The 25403-nt window shown below is 37.2% G+C and carries 18 protein-coding genes; 1 reads left to right on the top strand and 17 read right to left on the bottom strand.

Annotation, left to right across the window (positions count from 1 at the left end):
• Window positions 1-124: 124 nt before the first annotated feature.
• The 12 genes from FIU95_RS04280 to FIU95_RS04225 all read right to left on the bottom strand — a co-directional run bounded on the left by FIU95_RS04280 (window position 125) and on the right by FIU95_RS04225 (window position 17332).
• Window positions 125-895, bottom strand: a complete 771-nt coding sequence (locus tag FIU95_RS04280; RefSeq protein WP_152451817.1) for a sulfotransferase — start codon at window positions 893-895, stop codon at window positions 125-127.
• A gap of 27 nt (window positions 896-922) precedes the next feature.
• Window positions 923-2635, bottom strand: coding sequence for a heparinase II/III family protein (locus FIU95_RS04275; protein WP_152451815.1), 1713 nt, complete (start codon window positions 2633-2635; stop codon window positions 923-925).
• Window positions 2636-2644: 9 nt separating this feature from the next.
• Window positions 2645-4804 carry a glycosyltransferase gene (locus tag FIU95_RS04270; protein ID WP_152451813.1) on the bottom strand — a complete coding sequence of 720 codons (2160 nt, stop codon included), beginning with the start codon at window positions 4802-4804 and terminating at the stop codon, window positions 2645-2647.
• A 3-nt stretch (window positions 4805-4807) separates the two neighbouring features.
• Window positions 4808-8098, bottom strand: a complete 3291-nt coding sequence (locus FIU95_RS04265; protein WP_152451811.1) for a glycosyltransferase — start codon at window positions 8096-8098, stop codon at window positions 4808-4810.
• A 59-nt stretch (window positions 8099-8157) separates the two neighbouring features.
• Window positions 8158-9438, bottom strand: a complete 1281-nt coding sequence (gene wecC / locus FIU95_RS04260) for a UDP-N-acetyl-D-mannosamine dehydrogenase (protein WP_152451809.1) — start codon at window positions 9436-9438, stop codon at window positions 8158-8160.
• Between the two features lie 73 nt (window positions 9439-9511).
• Entirely contained in the window at window positions 9512-10636 is a 1125-nt protein-coding gene (wecB, locus tag FIU95_RS04255) for a non-hydrolyzing UDP-N-acetylglucosamine 2-epimerase (RefSeq protein WP_152451807.1), read from the bottom strand.
• 27 nt (window positions 10637-10663) lie between these two features.
• On the bottom strand, window positions 10664-11131 hold the full coding sequence (locus tag FIU95_RS04250) for a hypothetical protein (RefSeq protein ID WP_152451805.1): 468 nt from the start codon (window positions 11129-11131) through the stop codon (window positions 10664-10666).
• A gap of 689 nt (window positions 11132-11820) precedes the next feature.
• Window positions 11821-12735, bottom strand: coding sequence for a glucose-1-phosphate thymidylyltransferase RfbA (rfbA, locus tag FIU95_RS04245; protein WP_152451803.1), 915 nt, complete (start codon window positions 12733-12735; stop codon window positions 11821-11823).
• Between the two features lie 147 nt (window positions 12736-12882).
• Window positions 12883-14601 carry an SLBB domain-containing protein gene (locus tag FIU95_RS04240; protein ID WP_152451801.1) on the bottom strand — a complete coding sequence of 573 codons (1719 nt, stop codon included), beginning with the start codon at window positions 14599-14601 and terminating at the stop codon, window positions 12883-12885.
• Entirely contained in the window at window positions 14598-15833 is a 1236-nt protein-coding gene (locus tag FIU95_RS04235; RefSeq protein ID WP_152451799.1) for a hypothetical protein, read from the bottom strand. Before FIU95_RS04235 ends, FIU95_RS04240 begins: the two co-directional genes overlap by 4 nt.
• 42 nt (window positions 15834-15875) lie before the next feature.
• Window positions 15876-16544 carry an ABC transporter ATP-binding protein gene (locus FIU95_RS04230; protein ID WP_152451797.1) on the bottom strand — a complete coding sequence of 223 codons (669 nt, stop codon included), beginning with the start codon at window positions 16542-16544 and terminating at the stop codon, window positions 15876-15878.
• Complete coding sequence (locus FIU95_RS04225; RefSeq protein ID WP_152451794.1) at window positions 16541-17332, bottom strand: ABC transporter permease; 792 nt, start codon at window positions 17330-17332, stop codon at window positions 16541-16543. The genes FIU95_RS04230 and FIU95_RS04225 overlap by 4 nt, the downstream gene beginning before the upstream one ends.
• Before the next feature lie 911 nt (window positions 17333-18243).
• Between FIU95_RS04225 and FIU95_RS04220 the strand changes: the two genes are divergently transcribed.
• Window positions 18244-18480 carry a hypothetical protein gene (locus FIU95_RS04220; protein WP_152451792.1) on the top strand — a complete coding sequence of 79 codons (237 nt, stop codon included), beginning with the start codon at window positions 18244-18246 and terminating at the stop codon, window positions 18478-18480.
• Between the two features lie 103 nt (window positions 18481-18583).
• Here FIU95_RS04220 and FIU95_RS04215 read toward each other — a convergent pair whose 3' ends face one another.
• The 5 genes from FIU95_RS04215 to FIU95_RS04195 all read right to left on the bottom strand — a co-directional run bounded on the left by FIU95_RS04215 (window position 18584) and on the right by FIU95_RS04195 (window position 25394).
• Complete coding sequence (locus FIU95_RS04215) at window positions 18584-20851, bottom strand: glycosyltransferase (protein WP_253868844.1); 2268 nt, start codon at window positions 20849-20851, stop codon at window positions 18584-18586.
• A gap of 450 nt (window positions 20852-21301) precedes the next feature.
• Window positions 21302-22243 carry a sulfotransferase family 2 domain-containing protein gene (locus FIU95_RS04210; protein ID WP_172975310.1) on the bottom strand — a complete coding sequence of 314 codons (942 nt, stop codon included), beginning with the start codon at window positions 22241-22243 and terminating at the stop codon, window positions 21302-21304.
• A gap of 360 nt (window positions 22244-22603) precedes the next feature.
• Window positions 22604-23641 (bottom strand): UDP-glucose 4-epimerase GalE, encoded by a 1038-nt coding sequence (gene galE, locus FIU95_RS04205; protein WP_152451788.1) that lies wholly within the window; start codon window positions 23639-23641, stop codon window positions 22604-22606.
• A gap of 16 nt (window positions 23642-23657) precedes the next feature.
• On the bottom strand, window positions 23658-24593 hold the full coding sequence (gene galU, locus FIU95_RS04200) for a UTP--glucose-1-phosphate uridylyltransferase GalU (protein ID WP_152451786.1): 936 nt from the start codon (window positions 24591-24593) through the stop codon (window positions 23658-23660).
• A 57-nt stretch (window positions 24594-24650) separates the two neighbouring features.
• Window positions 24651-25394, bottom strand: a complete 744-nt coding sequence (locus FIU95_RS04195; RefSeq protein WP_152451784.1) for a 3-deoxy-manno-octulosonate cytidylyltransferase — start codon at window positions 25392-25394, stop codon at window positions 24651-24653.
• Window positions 25395-25403: the final 9 nt, after the last annotated feature.

The raw sequence follows: 25403 nt of genomic DNA, 5'->3' as shown, positions 1-25403 counted from the left end.
AATGAGGAGTTAGTACTGAATAAGCACAATAAAAAATAATAATAACAAGCTATTGATCTTATTTTATTCATTTCTGATTTATAATTTTCTATTCTAGATTAGCATCTAAATTAATAATTAATGTCTAGCTTGCAAACGACCAAGACTCCTTGATTTTTGCGTATTCTTTACAGCTCGATATAAGCTTCATTTCCTCAGCAGTTAGCTCTTTAATAGGTGATTCATCTTTGGTAATCGCTTTCACACGCTGTAAAGTATTTTGTGGTGCCAAAGAATTTACTTTTTCGATGAATTCATCATCGTAATCCACGCCCAGCATGTCGAAAATTTGCTTATAATGAACAAATGCATTTTTCTCATTATACATATTAACATTTATTTCAAAAGTTCTTATAGGGTAAGATTTTTTAATTTTTGTATAAATGCGATAACTTTTCTTATAATTCTCAAATATTTCCTCAAAAGGAAGATTGCCCCATAGAATATTTTTTAGGTTTTTTATGCTTCTTAATGCATCGTATGCGTTGCGTGCACAATATATATATATTGGCTTGTTTACTGAGAATATTTCTTCATAAAGATCAAAGAAATTCTCACTCCGTGGTGTTTTGTTACCAACAATTTTTGAGGTAAACGATTTTTCGACTTGTTTTATATTTGAGCGGAAGATCCAATAACTCTTAACTAATAGTTCTTTTCTCAGAGCAATAGTTCCCGGATCAACTCTATTTTCAATAAAACTTGCAATTTGCCTATTAGCGAAATTTGATAGCATCTGCACATTATAGAATTCATCTGTTATACAAATATCAGGGTGAAGATTTAATATATTTGCGCACATACGAGTACCACTTCTTGGATTACCAAAAATAATTACTGGAGGAGAATTAATCATCTTAAAATTCCTAACAAGTTTTTAACTTTATGATGAAATTATTTTTGACTTAATATTATTAAGGTCAAGCTTAATTTTTTTAATTGATGATTCTATTTCAACTTTAAGAGTAACATCAGCATGTGCATCTATTTTCAACTTCTCATCACCCAGCTGTATAGACGTCAAGAAATAATTATCGTTTGTCTCATAAAAAATACGATTACTATTTTCTTTTTCGTTAAATTTTTTTGCAAAGAAACCTGATTTTATTCTAGCTTCGGATGGTGTGGTACAGACTTTCCCATCTTGGAATTTAAACTGCTCTATTTGACAAATGTTAACTCCATTTGAATTTAATAAATTCACTTTACTTCCACTTGGTATAGGAGTTATGCTCGAGCCTATATGAAAGAACTGTTCCAATCCATGAGTCTTTCCTTCTGCTTTATCATAAATTAGAAAAAAATTTGGTCTCAGCCAGATTATCATTCTTATAATAAAACATGAATCATAATCAGCTATCTTAGCAAGGGAAACTTCAATATCACCTAAATTTCTATACCCTAAAATTTTTGAATCGCTTATATTTTTTGAGTAATCTATATTATCTAGAGAAAGATCTACTGTCCTGATTTTTTGATCTTCTCCCTTTGGTCTCACCGTGTTATGAAAAGCAGTGTTTCTAATTTTAAGAGAATTTTCTGATTTTTCATAATTCAAAAATCCAGGATCTATTAAAATATCTCTTCCCTTATAATAAAGATTGAAAACACCATTATCACCATGTTTATGTACATGAGTTTTATATCCAGAACTAAAGTAGGCCCATACCTCATCATTCATATCTCTGAATATCACCTTATTGGCATATTTAAGAAATTGACTCCGAAGACCTTTTGAGGGCTTGTATTTTAATCCAGCATGGGTATCCCCAATAGCAGGAACAGTACCATTAGGTCTGGATATAAGCTTCGCGTATGTTGAAGCTTTTGTTAAAACTTTTGTGGCTTTTTGATGTAGAGACCTATCTAGAATTGATAGGGGATCAATAACTTTTTTCAAAAAACTTAGTAGCCAAAAGTGATAACCAGGACTATTTTCTATATGTACACCATCTTTAGTCAGGTCTCTCGAAATTGAATAGCTTAATCGTGAAATCAAATTTTTTTTAAAATGGGTTGGGTACTCAATATTAAGCCCATCAAAAGTATTAAGTAACCCAAGTAGTGCAAGATCCATCATTAATCCATGATTATAATGGCTGTAATTCTTTATATCCGCTAAATATTCACCATTATATAAAAGTAAATTTATTATATAATCAGGAATAGTTCTTTTGGAGTAAACTAAACACACTATCAAATAGCAAAGAGATTGTGTTCTATTTGAGAACGCATGATCTCCAAGTAATATACCTTTCATTTTTTTGTTGATTTTTTTATTCTTTTCTAGGGACCAACAAAAAAAACTTTCAACTAAACTCATCGCTTTATCAAGATAAATCTCTTTTTTTGTAAGCTCATAGGCATTTAGTAAATATGATACTGGGTAGAAAGCGTAGATATATAGTGAATATGTTGATTGTGCTGACGAAAAACGAATCCACCATAAATTATTCATATCAGATACTTGTACGTTAGGCAACGTAGGAAAAATTTTTACATTATTTTCTAGAATTTGATCTGCTATAGAAATAGTATCTTTTGTAAAAGGTGTTAATCTTATTATTTTTTCTGCATTAAAGAAATTTAGCTTCATCTTAAAATCTCACAGCAGTGCTAATATTTTGTCTGTATTCGCATCTTTACAAAATCTTTTTGAAAATTGTTTGACTTCTGAAGTGGTTGAGCTATCTATATTGGTTACTTTTTCAAAAGCTGTAGAGATTGAAGTTGAAATATATTTCGAAGGATAAATATACTCACTGCCCGGCCAGTTTAAAATTGAAGGTAGCGCTCCAGACGCCATCCCTTCAGCTACTGACAAATGAAAACTCTCATTATCGCTAACAGATAGTATATGCCCAATTTTCTGAAGCCATTCTTCAATTGGACCAAACCCTTCAAAGATCACATTTTTTTTCCATCCGTTTTTAGTTATCCTTTCATATTGATTTTCAAAGTAAGACAGTTCTCCCCTCTTTTCTTTTGAATGCATCCAGGCGTAGTCTTCTGGTCGCTTACCTTTTACAAAAAGTTTGTAACGATTATTTTCTTTATATAATTTTTCAAAGATGTCTAATGCACGATCTAATCTTTTAGACTGAGGAACATCGCCAATCATTCCCAAATTATATTTCGAGCTTTCAACCTTTGGTTTATTAAGAATATCCGTATCAACCATATTAAATATCATTTTGCACTTTTCCCGCTTAAGAGAAAATTCTGCAATCATCATTTCAAAGTAATACGGTGAAACAAATATATAATTATCAATTTTCTCATGATTGCAACGATCTAAATGGCGGGTTTTTATCTCTTGAGCATGAATCCTAACAATAAGTTTTTGGCCTCTTTTAATATTTTTTGAATACCATACTATATTTCCCAATCCCCACTCGCAAAATACAACGTCAGCATTATTTAGAAGAGCCAAACTTTTCTCTTCGTCATGTTTATCATGTCCATTCCAGTCATCGATTAATAAATGTAAATCTTTTCGCTGGTTAATCTTCTCAATAATAAATTTAGCGAATTTCAAATCATGTCCGGCGATGAGAATTGTTCTTTTACCCTGATCTAATGTAAGTGCCTGTTTCGCTCTTCTGATAGTATTTTTATGTGAGTAGTATTCAGCTTCTTTATGATCGATAGTAATCTTTCCCTTTATTGCGCGATACATAGCGTCGGCAATACCGTCTACATCATCTTCTGTTAATGATATGCCCCCTAGCCTGGAGAGCATATCCGGGACACAGCCCTTAGCCATAGTAACAGCCAAAATTGGCCTTTTGGCGCCAAGGTAATCAGCTAATTTCCCTGGATAAAATGGACTATTTAATAACCCTTGATCACTGAAATCTGCATCACGTAATAACAAACAGTCAGCATTAGTCATCACTTTCAAGCTTTCTAAATAGTTAAGTGTGCCTTTGAAGCTAACAATAGATTCTAATCCATAGGTTGATGCAGACTTAATAAATTGATCATTAGCACCATAAAATTCCAGTGTAAAGCAGCCCTTAAGCTCTGGATGGATTTGAAGCAAACGTTGTGCTCCCAAAATAAATGGTAATGAGGTTCGTTTATATTTATACAACATACCAACATGTCTAAATCGGAAAATTTTTGGTTCGCTGTAATCGCTTCTACAGCCTTGGGGTTCCCTATGATACATACGCTCATCAAAGCAATGTGGTAGTATATAGAACTTGCTTTTCTCTAATGGTATTCTTTGTGTAGTAGAAACAATTTCCTGCTGATATGCATTTGTAACAATTATACGATCAGCTATTTGAAGTACCTGCTCTTCTGCTCGGATATCTTCATCTAACATTGGAAACTTGTAGCAATCGTTATACGGATTTGCAGCAATTGGGTCTCCAAATGAAGCTACCCAGGATAACTGAGGATCGCTCTTCTTAATCCGCATTGCAGCAATATGCGAAACAAACTCATGAGAGTGCGAGACCATTACTGAATAATGATTATGCTCTTTGAGACAGTTATAGATATCTAAAACTTTTTCTACGAAGTGAGCTCGAGCTTCAGGATCTCGTGCATTTTCTGAAGGAACTTGAATTTCATACCGGGTGAAACGGCTAGAAGCGTACCGAAACATTATCTCATTATCTGGCTTATCTTTTCTCTGAATTTGCAAAACATCGTATTCATAGCCAGTATCTTTTAGACGCTTGAATAGATTGAAAGCAGAAGAGCTTTTATATGGTGGAAAATGCCAGGATAATAATAAAACTTTTTTTCTCATAACTTATATCTCCCCCCAATATATAAAATCTTCTAAAGCTTCTGCCGGTAATTTTTCATTTAGATTATAACTAAGTACCTTTTCACCACCATAAAATTGCTTGTCATCCTTGTAGAATTTTTGTGCAAATTCCATTGCATAGGTAATAGATGAGGAAGATGAATTTAACCACCTATAAGAAGAATCAAAATTATCAAGTTCAATGAATAAATGTTTGTTTGGCGCAGTTTGACTGAAAAACACCTCTTTGGCTCTGCTAACATCACCTTCATTATTGGCCTTAACAGTTAATATTGCTTTAGGAAGGGCTACTTCTACTTGAATGCCAATTAACTCACAGAGTTTCTGAATACGATGGCCATAGGTATGCTCTCGCATCACCATTCTAACTCCGCGGCGCGCTAAATCACGATAATCTGCAGGTGATTCTTCCAGATCTTTCAGCTGGTTTACTATGGATTGCCTACCATTTGATAAAATAACTACATCACCAAATAATTTTTCTACGCCAATAGAAGAATTACTGATTACCGGCGTTCCAGATGCTAGTGATTCATATACACGACGAGCAAACATGGTTTCAGAGTCCTGGACTGAATTCATATTTACTTGATACTTATAGCCTTTATGTGCTTTCCATACCTCTGAAGGTATGAGGTTTCCTAGAATATTTTTTTTGTATTTTTTTGGGAAAGTAAATTTTTCTATATTTTTATTATAATTACGATCATAAATATCGTAATCGATGCTCGCTTTTTCAAGCTGTTCAAGAATATGATTGAAGTCTTCACATCGTTTGGGTTTATCGCTGTAATAGGAACCAGCAAATACCGCTTTTTCTAGTCGATTAATATATGGGATTGGGTTATGGATTTTTGGCTGCGCAGCGAATGATAAAGGAAAGGCATCAATTCCATAATCTCTTTTGTAATATGGCACCATGTTTACATCTGTGGTGAGAACTAAATCAAAGAATTTCGCTATAGGCCCAAATTTATCATAGTGTGGAGGGTCTTCCTTATTCCAGAATACAGTGGGAATACCTTTTTTATTACAATGTCTTAGTAAACCACTTAATTTTTTTCCACCACCACTACCTTTTGTAATTGTTCCCCAATTTCCATCATTTCCCTTCCAGCAGCTTTCGATCAAAAGAAAATCAGGAGGGTTTGACTCCAATTGGGTCTGCCAATGCTCCTGTGTCAGGGCAATCAGCTTAACTTCATGGGAGAGACATTCAGCTGAAAATTCATCAAGTACACATGCAACTATTAAGTCAGAAATAGAGCGCTTTCGAAAAGGGTCGGATACAATAGCAGGAGGCAAACGCTGATGTCGGACTAAATCTAATTTTTCCTTTTCTTTACCCTTTTTAATGTAACAACGTCCATGAATTCTTATATCTATATACTCATCAGGCTTGAGACCCAGACTGGAAAGGTCGATAGAGATTTTTTCCACACTATCAGGAATTTTTAATTTTACTATATCTTTAAATTCATCAGGGGATGTTTTATTATTAGAGTTCAAATAACGAAAATGTTGATTGAATGCAGCAGAAACTCCTAGCCCTGGAATATTGCTTATCTTACTCCCTGATTTATCTATGAAGTCAAGTAATACTACTGCCTTCCTGGTCGTCTGATTGCTTTTTAGTCGATAAAAAACTGCAGCCGATAATTCTAAAACCGATCCAGAAACATTAATTTTTATTTCAGCTATATTCTTTTTACAATTATTTTTCAGCTTAAATTTTTGTTCCTTTAAAAGTAGCAGTTTATCAGAAGAATTCAATTCATATTTTTTTGGTTCAAAATTAATTTCATGATTTAGTATTTTATACTTAACAATGTCAGATTGTGACACTTGCTTATCTGAATAATTAACTTTATTGTTGTCTATATAAGCTGTTTGGTTAATCCTTACATCAGAATCACATGATTCAGTAACCAATTCTTCAATGCAATTATTTTGTTTTATAAGACTTTGGGTATTTATCGGTTTTGTTGCTTTATCTAAGTAACCTTTGGGCAAAGGTGGATTTATATATTCATTTCGTAACTCATCAATTAGTACTCTTACATACTCCTTCATTGTTGGAAATTTATAAGTATTGATAGAAGAAGTGTTCAGAGATCGTAAGATACAGCTCATTAAGCTCTTAGAATTCCCTGCTTCAAACACAATAATTTCTTCATTCTTCTTTGAAATTTCTAGCAGAGGAGCAACATCTGAAACAACTATTCTCTTACCATAAGACATGGCTTCAGCTAATTTTATTGGCGAAACTAATTCGCATACCGGTAATTTTTTTCGCGGAATTACCACTGTATCAATCAATGAGTAATATTTAGCAATCTCCTCATGCGGTACTCGACCGGTTTGTATAAGCCAAGGCTCATTAGCTATTTTCTTCTGTGAGCATATCGCTTCATTTAATGGCTGGTAATCTCCTACTAGTAACAATTTAAACCTCTTGCCCAGCTCATTCAACTTAGTACAGGCATCAATAAGAGTATCTAGCCCTTCATGAGGGGCGAAGCTACCAATATAACCCACTACTTTATCATTCAAATTTATGCCCAATCTCTCCCTAAAATTTGAATCCATACCCATCGTCTTTGGTTGCTCACCAATTCCATTAGGTATGATTGATATTTTATGTGGATCTAATCCTCGGGAAACCAGCTCTACTTTCATTCTCTCACTGAGCGTAAATACCTTTAATGCCTGCATTCCTACATAGGTATTGCGCTCAATTTCTGTTTTGAAATCTAGAGAATTATGATAGCCTGCTTTCCTTGTAGCTTTAGAAAGTTCCCAGAAGCCCCTAACCTCATTATAAAATGGTAACCCTAGACGTTTAGCTGCAATCCATGCTGGTAACCCAATGATATAATCAGAAGCAGCCAATACAGCCGAAGGTCTATATATTTTAAATAAATCCATAAAACGAGCCACACAAGCTTCTAGGTGACTTCTTTCTTCAATGGGAGATAGGTCATTTTGCCACCGGCTATGGATATACCTAACACCGCTAACTACTTTTTCTGGCGGTATTGAACCTTTTTTTACACCCAGCTCCCAAGGCCTACCTGGCCTAACAAAACATAATGTTTCCAAACCGTTATCATTTAATGCTTTGGCGATAACTTGTGTTCTAACTGAATACCCATTACTCGCATAGCTTTGACCATGACTAACCATGTAGGCTATCCTTTCATGTACTGGGATATACGTCTCATTTATTGAATAATCGATAAGATCTTCAACATGCTTTAACAATACATCCATATCAAATTCTGCCCACGGTTAAAAAAATGATAAATGTAGTAAATTCGTCTACCCTGGAGTCAACTTAGAAGTCCTACAGCATCGATAACATTTTGTTTGTTGGCTAGAATATTTGTTTGTTCAAAAAATTCGTCATGCTTGACCAGAATACAAACTATATCTGCTTTATCTAATGATAGATTTATAGGGACTAGATCAACATTAGAATGGTTCAGAGCTTTAGGTAGGGATTTTACATTAGGTTCCACAATCTGTACCTGGCACCCAAAATCCACAATGGCGTTTGCTATATTCAGCGCAGGGCTTTCCCTAAGGTCATCAATATTAGGCTTAAAAGAAATCCCCAAGCAAGCAACAGTAATATCACGACTAGTATATCCAGGGTTTTCCCCTAGTATCCGCTCTATAGAATTATTAACCTGATGTAACACCCACTTGGGTTTATGATCATTTACCTCACGCGCAGCCCTTATCAATCGTGTCTCCTTAGGGCAGGAATCCACAATAAACCATGGGTCCACCGCAATACAATGACCACCAACCCCAGCTCCAGGCTGAAGAATACTTACCCTTGGATGACGATTTGAAAGGGAAATTAACTCCCAGACATTTATATCTAACTTCTGGCAGATTATTGATAATTCGTTTGCAAAAGCAATATTCACATCCCGAAAACTATTCTCGGTAAGCTTAGTCATTTCAGCCGTTCTTGCCGAGGTTACAAAGCATTCACCCTCCACAAAAATTTGGTATAGCGCCTTTGCCGATTCAGAACATTTTTTTGTCATACCACCGATTACACGATCATTTTCCACTAGCTCTCGAACCACATATCCTGGTAGTACACGTTCTGGACAGTGGGCTATTCGGATGTCCGAATCCTCCCCATGTGTCTGAGGGAAGGTTAAGTCGGGACGGGCATCTGCAAGCCATGCAGACATTTTCTCTGTAGTTCCCACAGGAGAAGTAGACTCAAGTACTACTAGATCACCAGCTTTTAACACTGGAGCCAAAGCTTTAGAAGCCGCATGAATATAACTAAGGTCTGCCTTATGATGTCTGCTTTCTTTATCCGATATAAAGGGGGTTGGGACTGCAATCATAAATGCATCTGCTGGTTGCGGCTTATTCTTAGCTTGTAAATATCCTTCTGTCACTGCTGCATGTACAATCATATCTAATTCAGGCTCAACAATATGGATATGACCACTATTGATGGTATCCACTGCATACTGGTTTACATCTACACCGATTACTTTCTTGCGTCTTGAAGCGATTACTGCAGCTGTTGGCAACCCAATATAACCCAACCCAATGATTGAAATAGTTTCGAATTTCATAAATATCCTTATATAAATACTTATCACTAACCTGTAAAAAGTCTCAAATCTTTTTCTCTCACTCTATGTTTATTTATTTCTGGTAATCGACTAATGCTTTCAGAATTCTGTTAGATGCCTCACCATCACCATATGGATTGTGGGAAAAACTCATTTTTTTATATTCTGCACTATCAGTAAGTAGTGTTGTGATTTCTTTAGTAATTGTATCAATCTTGGTTCCGACCAGTTTTACAGTTCCAGCTTCAACAGCTTCAGGACGCTCAGTGGTGTTCCTCATCACAAGTACTGGCTTACCCAATGAAGGAGCTTCTTCTTGAATACCACCAGAATCGGTCAGAATAATATTCGATTTATTCATGAGATAAACAAATGGCAGGTATTCCAAAGGGTCAATTAAGCATATATTCCTAATGTTTTTTAATAACCGATTAACAGGCTCACGCACGTTAGGGTTCAGATGAACCGGATATATTATTTGACAATTAGGATGTGTATTTGCTGTTAATGCTAATGCTTGGCATATACGTTCAAATCCTCCACCAAAGCTTTCTCGCCTATGTCCGGTTACTAAAATTATCTTTCTATTTTCATCAATAAATTTCAGTTTTTCATGTATTTTATTAAAAGCCGATTGATCTGTATCAAGTTTATTTACAATCTGCATTAGTGCGTCAATTACCGTATTACCGGTCACAAATATTTTATCTTTACTAATCCCTTCATTTAGCAAATTTTTCTTCGATGTTTCTGTTGGAGAAAAATGAAGAGCTGCTAGAGATCCAGTAAGTCTTCGATTTGCTTCTTCTGGCCAGGGGGAATATAAATTACCTGTGCGTAATCCTGCTTCTACATGCCCGACAGGAATTTGTTGGTAATAAGCAGATAAAGTAGTTGCAAAAGTTGTTGTAGTATCACCATGTACCAGCACAATATCTGGCTTTGCTACTTCCAATATCTTACGCATACCCTTCAAGATATCTGTACTTAAATCTGTCAGATCTTGTCCAGGTCTCATCAGATTTAGATCATAATCAGGACTCAATTCAAATAGATTTAGTACCTGATCTAACATTTCCCTGTGTTGTGCTGTAACACATACCTTCACATTAAATCTAGCATCACTATTAAGCTTCAAAGCCAGCGGAGCCATTTTTATGGCTTCAGGTCGTGTCCCAAATACAATAAGTACTTTCATTTACGTATTCCTTTACATAAAGAAAACTTATAACTTCTCATCTATAATTTGATATTCTAGTTCATGACAACGCCGAACATATTTTTCAAGAAGATGTTGAGTTTCTTTTAGTTGATTAATCAAGGGGATATTTAATTCAAATTGTGCTTCTTCACTGTCAGGTGAAAACAGTTTCCCTAAATCCACACCTATATCTTTTTTTATATTATTTCTAATTTGTTTGACTGACTTGATTTCTCTACCTTCACGTCTGCCAAAACGTAAATAGTGAACGAGAGGATTTTCGTTACTTTGAACTACATCAGGATATTTTTCTAGGTAACTAACACCACAAAATAATGCCGAGGGGCTTCTTCCCATTCGCCAACCATACCGAAGATAATGTTGTTCAGGTGTAAGCTTAATACCTACTACGTCAGAATGCTGAGATCTATACCAATCAGCATCAAAGAGCGGTGATTCCTTCAGTAACTGAACTTGATACTTCTCATCCATTATATTAATACCAAGAATTATTGATAGAAAATGAGAACTAAATTCGATTAAGGCTTATTAAGCCCATCATAAATTAACCTGGCAAAAGCACATTTCAAAATTATTACAGTGAACAATGCAATAACCTTTGATAAAACCTCTTGATAAATATACAGCAAATCATTTTTCTACAAGGCCAACACCCTTTATACTAATCATCTATGGCAGCATGTGTAGACATCTAATATTAATCTTGAATTGATTTAACAGTAAAACTTTTGTTTTCTATGAAATTACGGTATAGACAACCATATTTTTATAGCATTTTCATTGTATCATTTAATGCTGTTATTTATTGATTTATCATCTACATTCTAGATACAAATCAAAAGTCCTAGTGCAACGTATATATTTGATGTTTCTTTGCCGATGTGTGACTCTTTAGTAGATCAGTTTGAACGCTTAATGTCCAATTAAAAACGTGCCATTTTTTTGCATTTCATTAATTTTATATATTAAGCCTAAAGTATTCCGGGGCAAACGTTGATTTAAAACTTTTAGCCAAGCTCGGAAAATGAAATACTTAGACTAAAGTTACTAAAAGTAATTTAATATATCAATTTTCTCTTTGCCTTAGAAAACATCCAGTCAACTCTCTTATATAATATCTTCTATGTGAATAATTTCAGTTTTACTATGTAATCTAGTCTTTAACGACCAAATGCATGATCTCTCAAAGATTCATCCAGCAGCCTCATCAAATACTCGCCGTAACCACTCTTCATTAATAGCCTAGCTTGACTCTTAAGTTGATCAGCAGAAATAAATCCCTTACGGAAAGCTACTTCTTCTGGGCATGCAATTTTAAGCCCTTGTCGGCGTTCAATAGTTTGTACAAAATGTGCGGCTGCAAGCAAGTTATCATGAGTACCGGTATCTAGCCATGCAGACCCGCGCCCCATTAATTCAATATTTAGCTCGCCACGATCAAGATAAATTTTGTTTAGGTCAGTAATTTCTAGCTCCCCACGACTGCTTGGCTTAATTTCTCTAACTAGCTCACAGACTTGATCATCGTATAAGTACAAACCAGTGATTGCATAATTTGATTTAGGTTCTACTGGTTTTTCTTCAACACTGATGACTTTTCCATTTTTGTTTAATTCAGCTACACCATATGCACTGGGGTCAGCAACTCGGTAACCAAATATCGTAGTTCCTTGATATCTTGCGTTAGCTCTGTTTAATAGATCACTAAATTGGTGTGCATAGAAGATATTATCACCCAAAATCAAAGCGCTAGGATGATTTTCAATATGACTACGCCCGATAATAAATGCCTCAGCAATTCCTTTCGGGGATGACTGTACTGCGAAATTTAAGTTTAATCCCCACTGCGAGCCATCTCCCATTAACGCTTGGAATAAGTACTGATCCTGTGGAGTAGTAATAATCAGAATTTCTCGAATTCCTGCTAACATTAATGTTGTTAGCGGGTAATAAATCATTGGTTTATCGTATACTGGCATCAATTGTTTGCACACACCCTTTGTCAGTGGATACAGTCGCGAGCCAGTTCCACCTGCTAATATAATACCTCTACGCTCAGTATCAGTCGTACTCACAATTCCTCCTATTAGATTTAGGTTTTAGTGAGTTGCTATAAAGATCAGGTATTAATCAACAAACTAAATATCCTTTCAACTATCACAAATATTAATCCTAATAATATTAGATATATAGAACGCCTTATATTGATATCTTTCAAATTTCTAGAAAGAAAGAACCGCCGCTGCTCCAACAGCGATGCGGTAAAGAATTTCGGTAACATCTTTTGTGACTTGTAGTTCACTTGAGCGTATCTTAGGCATTACCATAATTTCATCGCCGGGTCGTAGACGATCTCCAAGTCGATTATCAAAATCTTTATCATCTATACGACTTATTGTGCCATCAAGATGTAAGATGACTAGCTCATCTCGATTAGCATTATTCGCAAAACCACCTGCCAGCTCTATATAGTCATCCAAGGTGAGCTTTTTGTTATACACGAGAGAGGTTGGGAAGATTACTTCTCCCACAACAGATACCGTTGACGACTTCAAGGGTACCACTAATTGATCCCCATCCTCTAATATCATCTCAGTTGCATTAGGATTATTTGCAATTACAACCTGTCCCCTGGGACTTACTTCTCGAGCTTGTTTAATAAATTTTTGTATCATTAAGGCGTTATCTTTTTGTGCATTTTTTTCCATATCAGTATTGGGTTGCCGCGTTAAAACCTCCATCTGTAGCGCATCCAAAGATCTATTAAGTGCTGCACTCTGCTTCTCTGCAACACTTTCACGATAAAGCTGAATAGAGTTTCTATCAGCATTTTCACGAAATCGCAACTTATCTAATAAATCTTCCAATGTGGAACCGTATGGTAAAACGTAGGTTGCGGGACCATCCAGCTCACCAGAAACCTGTATTGAGATAGAATGCACATCATTATCACGAACCAACTCAACATGGGCTCCAGGATATAACTGAGTAGTCATTGCCTCATTCAAAGATAAATAAATTGCTTCTTGAACGCCATCCACGACCTGGGTTATACGAGCAAAATTTGCCTGTGGATCAGGTTTACTTACAAGCAGCATCTCACCAAGCTGAGTATATGGTCCAGTAAATTCCATCTGTGCTGCCTGCTGAACGGCTCCCTCAACAGAAACGGAACCTTTACGAGCGCCGACCACTATCACATCACCACTTCGTAGTTGTAGAGCAGGCATTACACCTTCCACTATAAAATTATATAAATTAATCCGCTGTATTAACTCGCCATTACGCATCACTTTTATATCCACAAAACTTCCACTCTGTGGATCTATACCATCAGCACTATCCAAATAATAAAGAATTGAATCTGAGCTAAACCCATTATAGAGGCCAGGATTATTCACATAGCCAGTTACAAACACCTTAACCGGCTGGCTGGCCTCAAGATTTGCATATGCTTGCACATTATTCTTAAAGACGCGTTTCACATGACGAAGGACAAAATCATTCAATTCACCATTCTTGATTCCAGCAACATGTACAGGTCCAACTTCTGGAACAAAAATGTTACCTTTGGGATCTACAAGCAAGGTTGCACTAAAACTATAAGCACCCCAAAGCTGTAAATTGATCTGATCACCAATGGTAATTCTATAATCTGGATTGAAACCACTAAATGGCTGATCTTTAAAAGATCCACTAAAAAGAGATTGACCAAACACTGGTATTATTTTTTTATTCGCTTGGACGGTAGAATCAATTTCATCTATCTGTTGAGTCTCCAAAGCAAATGCCTCACTAAAAACCAGTATTCCCAACAGACAAAGATGCACCCCTTTTTTTATTACTTTTATACTATTCATGGTACTAATCACACCTAAAATATTTTTAAATAGAAATTTATTTCTTGAGCAGAGATTTTTGCAATTCAAGGCATAATTCATATCCGATGATCTCGAATACTGGCATTCAGCATTTTTCCAATACCATACAAGAATAATAGTATTATCATTAGACTAATCATATTATAGAGTTTGTGTGGATATTCAGGCTCCTCAGCAAGGGAGGGCTGAGTAACTATCATCAAGTGCTTTAACTTTCCAGAAGCTTCCATACGTGCAGTTTCTAATGCCTTTAGAGAGGCTGCGTAGGCATCTGTTGCAAACTGTAAATCTAATTCTAAATTTTGAAAGTGAGCCCCTAAAGTATTAAGACGTTGCTCTCCTTTTTCATCACCGATGCCAACTAATCTAACTTTCTCAAGCTCAATTTGTTTTTCCAAAGCTCCAATTTCTGCTTGCATCGATATTATCTGTGATGAATTCGCATTTAAATAACTTTTAGCTGCTGTAAGTTTTGCTCTCTCTTCAGCCAGGCGGGCCTCTAGCCCCTGAATAATACTAGTTATTCCTTTTGTTAATTCCTCTGGGCTAACTACATTATTATTGTTTTGGAAATCAAGAATTTCTTGCTTAGTAAACCGCAGCTTACTCTGTGCAAGTTCAACTTCATTTTCAACAAATGTCACCTGCTTTTCAGCAAGTTGATTACTTACTGAATTTACAAAACTCTCAGATTTTGAAGTTATTGTTTCGACGAGTTTATGCGCAAATGTTGGATCAAAAGCCTGTATTTCAATTGCGATTATTCCGGTAGTTTCATCGTACCTTACAGATATATGATTTCGGTAATACTTTAAATATTCTTCTTGTGTTGCATCCTTTCCCAATCGAGAAAATATATCGTGGGTGTTACTCTGGTAGTACTCTGATAATGCTAATTCTTTATCGAGATAAAGAGCCATATCTAAAGATTGGATATAATTCACTACTAAAAAAGCATCTTGGTTATCAATACCCATACCTGGTATTAAAAAACCCATTGCTGAAGAAGAAACCTGAGAAGAGGCCGTATCTTTTACTATTATTTGTGTATAGCTCACATAGCGTTCAGAAACCCAAAAAATATAATACGTACCAACAAGCAGTAAAGGTAATAGAACAAAAAAAAGGAAAGTATAGCTTTTTATGATAAATAAACTTCTGGAAAATATATTTTTTTTATTTAACAAAAATATATTTTTTTTTAAAAACTCTCTCAGTTTTGACAGACTAAAACCAAATCTATGTTTAATGGTTTCACTGTACACGATATTATTTTTAACATCTATATTCATAGTTCATATAGTCAGTACGTTTGTTAATTTATTAACATTTATTTACGGCTCAGGCACTCCCTTTTGATATAGGGAGATAGCCTTTTCAACTGATTGGCAGATTCTTACCTTTCCTTTCTCGATATATATACCTGCATCACAATTATTCCTTAAAGTTGGCATTGCATGAGCCACTATTATGAAGCTAGATGACTTTCGTTTTTCAGAGATTATCTCTTCACATTTACTTCTAAAGTGCACATCACCTACAGACATCACTTCATCTACCAGATACACATCAAAATCTACAGCGATACTGAGACCAAAAGCCAGACGTGAGCGCATACCTGAAGAATAATTCTTAATTGGAGCATCAAAGTAGTTACCAATTTCAGAAAATTCTCTAACCAAATCCATCACCTTATTCTTCTTATTACCCCAAATACCATGAATTCCACAAACAAATGCTACATTTTCTCTTCCAGTCATACTTCCTTGAAAGCCACCTGAAAGAGCCATAGGCCAGGATATTCTTTGATCTGTTATTACTCGACCTGAGTCTGGGTAATCAATACCACCAATTATTCTTAATAGTGTGGACTTACCCGCACCATTTCGACCCAGAATTCCTATATTTTTTCCTTCAGGAAAAACAACATTGACATTTTCAAAAAGGATATTTCGTTCACTGTGTGAACGAAATGACTTGGTTATATTTTCAAGCTTTATCATTGGCTTCGAATCAAATCACGCCAATGTGCACGATATATCAATAACCCCAGGGTAAGCGTGCCTATTGAAGTAAATATATAGTAATTAAAATTTGAAAACTTTCCATCATAATTTGCATAAAGCCCTTCTCGAGTTAACTCAATTACATGCACTAAAGGATTCCAGATTAAATATGGATGATATTCAACTGGTATCTGCTCTAACGAGAAAAAAACTCCTGAAACAAAATATAAAGGCCGGACAATTAATGGTAGTATTTTTGATAGCTCTGGATACCGTTCGCCAGCAACACATAATGCTAAGCTCAAGCCAAAACAGAAAAAAAAGAACAGAATATTAACTTCTACAAGTAGTAGAAAATCACCGAATTCGACTCTGATTCCAAACCATGCTAGAAGTATCAGTAGTGTAATCATACACAATATGTAGATAGAAAACTCTAACAATACACGGCTGAGCACAGCATCAAAAGGACGTAACTGACGATAGTTGAATAGTCCTCTATTTGAAGCCACAGCAGCAATTCCTTTATAAAAGCAATGACTAAAAAATAAGAATGGTGCGATACCACCAAGCATAAATAGTGTTGTTGGAATACCTGGATAAAAATCCCTTTTAAGAAAATTGAAGATTGCAGCCAGCATCATAATATGTAGAGCTGGCTCAAGGAGTGCCCATGCATACCCTAAGCGCCATTTACCAAAGCGAGTTTTCATCTCACGTACAAGCAAGGCGTAAATTACATCTCTTTGTATTTGCCAAATTGTTCTTGTAGGTGAAGGTCTCATAGTAGGAGTTTATTGATTATAAATGATAAAAAAATCTTGTTATTGAGAACAATGCTAAACTTACATTTATTTATAGCTAATCTTCCTGAAAATACCACCTCAAAAATAAATTGACGCACTATTCCTCTGTAAAATTTTATTTCAATCGCACTGTGTCGCGAAAATTATCCATTAGCCTAACATCGGCAAGACCATATCCTAACACAAGTACTATTTATGGATTTTATTACACTCTCTTAACCAGTCTTAATCTGTACCTTCATCTTATATAGGGAGGGTCATCATTAAGATCTAATTTGATTTGTATCTAGGACGTTGGCACAAAAAACACCTTTGAACTAAATATATAAACACTGGTGAGCTTCTATTAATAGGAACTTAAGAAAAGATACTAGATTTACAGATCGATAAAAATCTAACACTCCCAGAGAGCAATTACAGAATTTTTGAAAATACGCTCTCGATGATCTGTATAAAGCTACATCTCGATACCGGTTTACAAGGATATCCTATTGGGAAATACATAACCTTGCGGATCTGAGGCGCCGGCAATAGTAAACTTCAGATAAAGTGACCTATATCGTCTGATGAAAATAGACACCCTAGCTTTGAAAGAGTTAAGCCCTACAGACAGTCAACTATTTAGAGAGACATTCGGGGTTATCGCTCCATCACGAGATGATTTACCCTCTGATTTATTGAGATCAAATAAATGGTGGAGGCTTATACAAGTATCTTAGGATTGCACCTAAACCCTGTCGCAAGCGGTACGCTAAGAATAATCGACAAAGAAAGATCAAAAACAAAGTGTACTAAATGATCTACCAGCCGTACTAGACAGCATGAATAGGATTGGCGACAAGGAAGGTAATACCGTTATAGGCTAGGGGCGAGGCGGAGCTTTGTTGACTATGGTCGAACGTAAGACGTTTTTTGCGGTTATTGTTCGATTCACAAGTAAAAGATCATACTTGTTGGATGAAGCAGTAATTAGTCATATGATGAGCTTCAAAGAGGAACTCAACACAAATACCTTCAACAATGGTCTTGGATTCTTTGGTCATGAAAGAATTGTAAAGGGTTTATATACCGATATTTATTTTGCTCCCATTTCCATTCTGGGAAAGAGGGAGCAACGAAAACACTAACAGCCTTATCCAATAGTATTCTACAAAGGAAAAGGACTTTAAAGAGGTAATAAGTTATACCGCAAAAGAATAATTTTCGTGTACGATCTCTGCGGTATCTTCCTCATGCTAATGAAAAATCTTCATGCACCAAAGTTAGATTGGGATTATAAGCAGGGTCTGAATCTAACTGTTCACCCCACCGGCTACGCATATATTCCGCTTCTCTTTGCGCACGACGACGCTTAGAAACAGTATTGTCAGCACCCCGAGATACGGACTCATGATGGTAAAGCTCAGCATATGGTGTCCAAAGATTTCGATAACCCTCTTCACGTACTTTTAGGCAAAGATCTACATCGTTGAAGGCTACCGCTAGGTTTTTTTCGTCCAGGCCTCCCACTTGTTCAAATACTTCTTTACGTAATAGAAGGCACGCAGCTGTTACTGCAGAAAGGTTCTGCACCAAATGCAGCCGAGAAAAGTAACCATAATCATTACGGCAAAAATATTTGTGAGAATGCCCAGCAACTCCACCAATACCCAAGATAACACCACCGTGCTGAATCGTATCATTTGGGTAGTAAAGTTTAGCTCCTACACAGCCAATTTCAGGTCTCATTGCCTGACTTACCATCTCCGTCAACCAAAGGACATTAATCGGCTCTATATCATTATTTATCAATCCAATAATTTCACCTTTTGCTATGCCCACTCCATAATTATTAATAGCTGAATAATTAAATGGATGATCCCAACGATGGACAGATACCCGTGAATCGGAGCTTGTAACCTCTTCAAGAAAACGCAATGTTTCTTTACAGCGACTTTGGTTGTCTAAAATGATCAATTCAAAATTAGAGTAGTTGGTTTTGGAAAGAATAGCCTCAATACATGGCTTAAGGATATCAATGCCGTCTCTTGTTGGGACTAGAAGACTCACTAACGGAGCTGGCTCGGGAATGGACCAACGAACCCGATAGCTATTTGGTACAGTTCCGGGCTCGGCTGTTGCACTTAGGTCTTCACGTTTCAGGTAATCGGAAACGGCTTTCAAGCCCGCTGTAGCGGCATAATTCTTGGCGCTACTCTCTTGTGCTGTAGATCCACTAATAGCTCTCCAGTGGTAGAGTACCTCAGGGATATGCACCACATTATTGGACTCAAGGTATGGCATACAGCGCAGCAATAAATCATGATCCTGGCTGCCTTCAACACCAATTCGATAACCGCCAACTTGACTCACTAATTGTGTTTTAATTATGGTTAGATGGCAGATATAATTCTGTGAAAGTAGCAGGTCTGGATTCCAACTTGGCTTAAGGTGGGGGTCATAACGTTCGCCATATTTGTCAACTTTATCTTCATCACTGTATAGCAGCAAAGCCTGCGGGTTTTGTACAATTTCTTCTGCAACTCTTTGAAGTGCTTTTGGTGCCAAGATATCATCATGATCCAACAGGGCAATATAGTCACCTTTTACCAATGATAAAGCGCTGTTACTAGCAGCAGAAATATGTCCATTGTTTTTCCGGTAATCTACATAAATACGGGGATCTAACTCTTGATACTTTTTCAAACAATCTCTTACCATTGAGCTCTGGGAAGCATCATCGGCGATACATAATTGCCATTTTCCATAAGTTTGATTAATTACGGATTCAATGCACTCCTTCAATAAATCAATATTTGAATTGAATGTAGGTAGAATAATTGAGATAAGAGGTTGAACATCCCTCCCTACCTCTTCATTATAATATTTTCGGGATTTTAGATTATTAATTTCAACCTTTTCTATCCACTCAGCATAATCTCTCACCTGGCGCTTCTTAATAAAAGTTTTTTCATAGTAATTTAATGCTAATTCTTGCCAGCCACATCCTTTCTTATTGGACTCTTCATAAATATGCTTTAAGGCACTTTCCTTACTCATATTACGAAATTTAAAATGCATGTTAACTAGACGCTGAGATAGTCTATCTTTTGCAAAAAAAGGAAAAAGTTTAACAAAATGAAAATGCCGAATGGTAAACATCCCAGCAGTCTCCAGCGGGTCAAAACGCAGTGCCTGCACTGGAGATGATAGATAAATAAGGCGCTTAGTAATTCTTCCAAATTTTATCGGTATAGAAAAACTATCATCCTCATTAAATCCCTCACCGTAATCAACGTATATTTTTGAATCTGCGCAAGGTTGGTCATGTCTAAGTTCAATTTCCACCATATACCAACCGGCATTGAGGGTATGATTTTTTAGTAAAAATTGAGGATCACTCCCCTTGGAGCACCAGTCAAAAACTGTCTTTGCATCATCAACGCATTCAATTGCCACTTCAGGTTTTAGCCTTGGGGATAAATTAATATGAAACAAAGACTTTAAAAACTTCAACACAACCTACAAGACCAATTTGGTAAAAAAACTTTATAAAAATAGTTTTAAATCTATTATTCGCAATCCAAACTTGAGACAATCGCCAGAACGGGGGTTAACCTCATAGCGATTTAATCTAACCCAGAAATGACAACCTCTTTACTCCTAGGGTCAAATTACTCGTCGCTTTCAAATACGCTGGGTTTAGATTATCAAAATAATAGCGTCTTGATTTCAAGGTGCACTCATGTACACCCATCCTACAAAAATTTGAAAATTTCATAGTAGCTTACTATATGATTAAAATCGTATCTCTAGTAAAATATTTTTTAAAACATTTTATCATAGAAGCCTCACCATGAATTTATATTTTATGAGCCAAAATTCTACTAGGTAGGCGCCAAGAAAACCTTACTCTCAAGTTCACATAAAATCAGATTATCATCTTTTATTTCTTAAGCAATGAAACCATCAACTATATACATTTAATAGAGGCTGCTGTGTGTTAGCCACAACACACTCTACAGAGCCAACATTTATTTCTCTAGAAAACTCAAACGAAAAGCCTATAAAGCCCGCCCGACCAAGCCCACGTGCCCTACAATAGGGGCGAAATTCATTAGCTTTACATTCCCCAATAATCTCATTATCAACTTTGACCTGAATTAATACTGCGTTATTAATATCCTCGGAGATTGCCCAACCTCTTAGCTTTCCCATTTCAACATGAGTCACACAACCTGACACATAGCTTTCATCAGCGCACGCAAGGCGAAGACGCCAGTCAAACTGCGCTCGAGCACTGCTGAAAAATTCCAACTCCTCTGCATTAAGAATTTGTAACTCTTCTATTTGGTCTTTTGTTAGCTGTTGTGGTTTAACTACTTCACTTTCTGCAACGTTTTCATGCAGTTGAGGAATATCAATTTCAAATTTTCTATTGAGTAACTTTAAGGAGTCCTGATAAGCATCTACAAACCCAATAAACCCAAACTCGGCCCAGTTATTCTTACCCACGAGACGTAGCTGACGATTAACATTTTGAGGGCTTCGGAAAAAGTCTTCAAAACTCCCCTCATAACCATTATTCCTCACAAAATGATTATATTCGGAGGCAATCCTCTGTATTGGATCTCGCAGAAAAGTGATCATTCTACTAGCATCAAAAATACTTATGTATTTTGCCGCATGAAAATGCCCTGTAAGAAATTGGTAGCCCTGCTTTTCAAAGTCTCTTGCAAATAACCATCCATCTTTGTCACTAGAAATCCATTCTCTGACAATCGTACTGGTTTCTACTGCCTTTTCCCCATAGTCTCGACAGACATTTTCTTTCCCAAAAAAAGAATCAGCCCCCAAACGAAAACTGGTACCCGCAGTTTTTGGGATATGCACAAACACAATTGGACTCAAAATATCATACCACTATCTATTTAAGTTAAGCTTGTCAAGCTCATCCACAAACGGGCAAAAGCCATGGATTAGTACTATCTATTCTTTATTCATATCCTAATATCGTTGTAATCATATAGAGGAAATTAACAAAATCCTCGTAAAATACTTATCTTGTTTATAATCTAAGCGACTAGTTATTCTCTTTTCATGGATCGAGTATTCTACATAAATAGGTGCACATACTCTGCCCAGATTAGCCACATCCAGATATGATTTCCTACTACAAAATCAGTTTGGCAAGTGGTAATTATTTTACGCCTTCTCTTACCATCTCTCTACTTGACGCCAAATGGTAAATACTCTCTTTGGGACTACTAGCTAACTCTCAGAGTGGGTAGCGTTATAACCTTGCGGATTTTCCCTTTGCCAACGCCATGTATCTACCATCATTTGCTCCAGCCCTAAATCTGCAACCCATCCTAATTCGCTCTTTGCCTTGGAGGCATCAGCCCAAAAGGCTGGCAGATCGCCTGCACGGCGTGGCGCTACTGTATAGGGTATTGGTACGCCAGAGGCCTGTTCAAAGGCACGAACTATTTCGAGAACGGAGATTCCCCTACCTGTTCCTAGGTTGAATGCCTCTGTGCCTACTTTATCTTCTATCCATTCCAGGGCTCGAACATGCCCTATTGCTAAATCCATCACATGCAGGTAATCCCTCAAGCAGGTACCATCTGATGTGGGATAATCATCACCAAATATCGACAGCTCTTTGCGCTTTCCCACCGCGACCTGAGCGATATACGGCAACAGATTGTTAGGTATTCCCTGAGGGTCTTCCCCGATCAGTCCCGAGGGATGGGCCCCAACAGGGTTAAAATACCGAAGGAGTGCCACAGAAAGCTCTTGGTTCGCAGCGGCGGCATCCTGCAATATCTGCTCCACCATCCATTTACTGGTGCCATATGGGTTACTGGTGTTTCCAGTTTGCAGAGTTTCCACGTAGGGCACCGGAGCCTCACTGCCATAAACGGTAGCCGAAGAGCTGAAAACCAATCGCTTGACTCCAGCTTCCTGCATAGCCTCTAGCAATACCAGGCTACCAGCGACATTACTCTGGTAGTAGTCGATCGGCTTCTGCGAAGACTCTCCTACAGCTTTCAACCCAGCAAAGTGAATCACTGAATGAATCTTATTCTCAGTAAGTATTTGATCTAGCAGTCTGCGATCTCTGATATCACCAGGATAAAATCTCACGGGTTTACCGGTAATCCTTTGTACCCGCTGTAAAGCTATTTCGGAGCTATTGCACAGGCTGTCAATGACGACAGCCTCAAAACCTGCTTCTTGCAATGCCACCAAGGTGTGGGAGCCTATGTAGCCAGCGCCCCCGGTAACCAATACTTTTCTAACCATTGCTACTCAGTCTCCATCATGCTACAGCTTCTTGTGAAATTTTGAGCTTACCATTGGAAACCCTGCTCTCAGATAGCATCAACGTGTTTAAATAAGCTCGGTATTCCTTAGCTAAATTTGGATGGCGTAAGCCATACTCAACATTTGCCTTTAAATATCCCAGCTTAGAACCACAATCATGGCTTTTGCCGACCATACGGTAGGCTTCGACGCTTTCCTGGGCTATCAAATCGGCAATAGCATCAGTGAGCTGTATTTCATTACCGGCACTCGGTAATGTCTGTTCAAGCAGTGGCCATAGCTTGCGTGATAATACATAGCGCCCAACCACAGCCATATTTGATGGTGCTTCTTCCACTGGTGGTTTTTCCACGATAGCCGTCATTGGCTGCGAGGTATTTGGGGATAATGTAGCCCCCTGGCAATCCGCTACCCCGTATTGATGTACCTTTTCCTGCGGCACCGGTTCCACCATCACCTGACTAACACCGGTTTGATCGAACCGAAATAACATTTGCGCTAAATTATCGCGACTAAGATCTGAGGCTGCATCATCGATAATGACATCCGGCAGTAGCACCGCAAAGTCCTCATCTCCGACCACTGGTTGGGCACATAGGATCGCATGCCCCAGGCCTTTCGCCTCACCCTGCCGCACGTGCATGATGGTAACGTCTTTCGGGCAGATGGATCGCACCTCATCCAGCAGCTGACGCTTGACCCTGGCCTCTAGGGTCGCCTCCAACTCAAAACTGGTGTCAAAATGATTTTCGATAGAATTCTTACTGGAGTGAGTAACCAGTACAATATGTTTTATACCAGCCGCAATCGCTTCATTGACCACATACTGAATAAGTGGTTTATCGACGATAGGCAGCATTTCTTTGGGGATAGCTTTAGTCGCAGGCAGCATCCTTGTCCCTAGCCCTGCAACAGGTATAACAGCCTTCATGGGCAACCTAAAAATTGAGTTAAAACTCTGCCAAAAAATATTTGGCAGCCAATAAACCTAAACAATGCAAGTCGGGTTATTTGTCAATATTTCGATAACCCTTACTGCATCATCAGGTGTATCTACAGCGATACTATTTCCCTCGACTTCAACCATTGTCACATCGTATCCCATCTCTAAAAATCTGAGAATTTCTATATCCTCTTCGTTCTCAAAGAAAGTTTTCTCTTCCTTCAAAGCAAATTCAGACAAAGCATTCATCGGGAATGCATATATACAAATTTGTTTCCAAGCAGTATTAAATTTGCCCGACTTATTGGAAGGTATGGCAGCGCGGCTCATATATAAAAGTCGACCATCCGCTCTAAAAACGACCTTTGGAACCGTATTGCTAATATACTCATTCTCTGAGCCAATTCTGGCCATACCATTTACGATAGTTCCAGGGCACTCCATATACTTTTCAATGATGCACGAGATTTCATCAGGGTTTATTAAAGGCTCATCTCCTTGCACATTAACTACAAAGTCTAAATGTCCTATTATTCTTGCTGCTTCAAAAACCCTATCAGTGCCAGTCTTGCAGTTGTCGCTTGTCATCACGACATTATCGGTAAATTCACGACAGCAAGTTGAAATCCTGTCATCATCCGTAGCGACATAGACCTTTTCCTCTCCCACCGCCGATACACACTGCTCCCAAACACGACGAATCATAGGCTTACCCAAGATGTCAAGGAGAGGTTTACCTGGCAGTCTTGTTGACTTATAGCGCGCAGGTATTATTACTGCATAATTCATTTATAAACT

The organism is Microbulbifer sp. THAF38, from assembly GCF_009363535.1.
Classification (GTDB): Bacteria; Pseudomonadota; Gammaproteobacteria; order Pseudomonadales; family Cellvibrionaceae; genus Microbulbifer.
The sequence above is the reverse complement of the archived record's forward strand: the minus strand, read 5'-3'. Positions and strand labels throughout refer to the sequence as shown.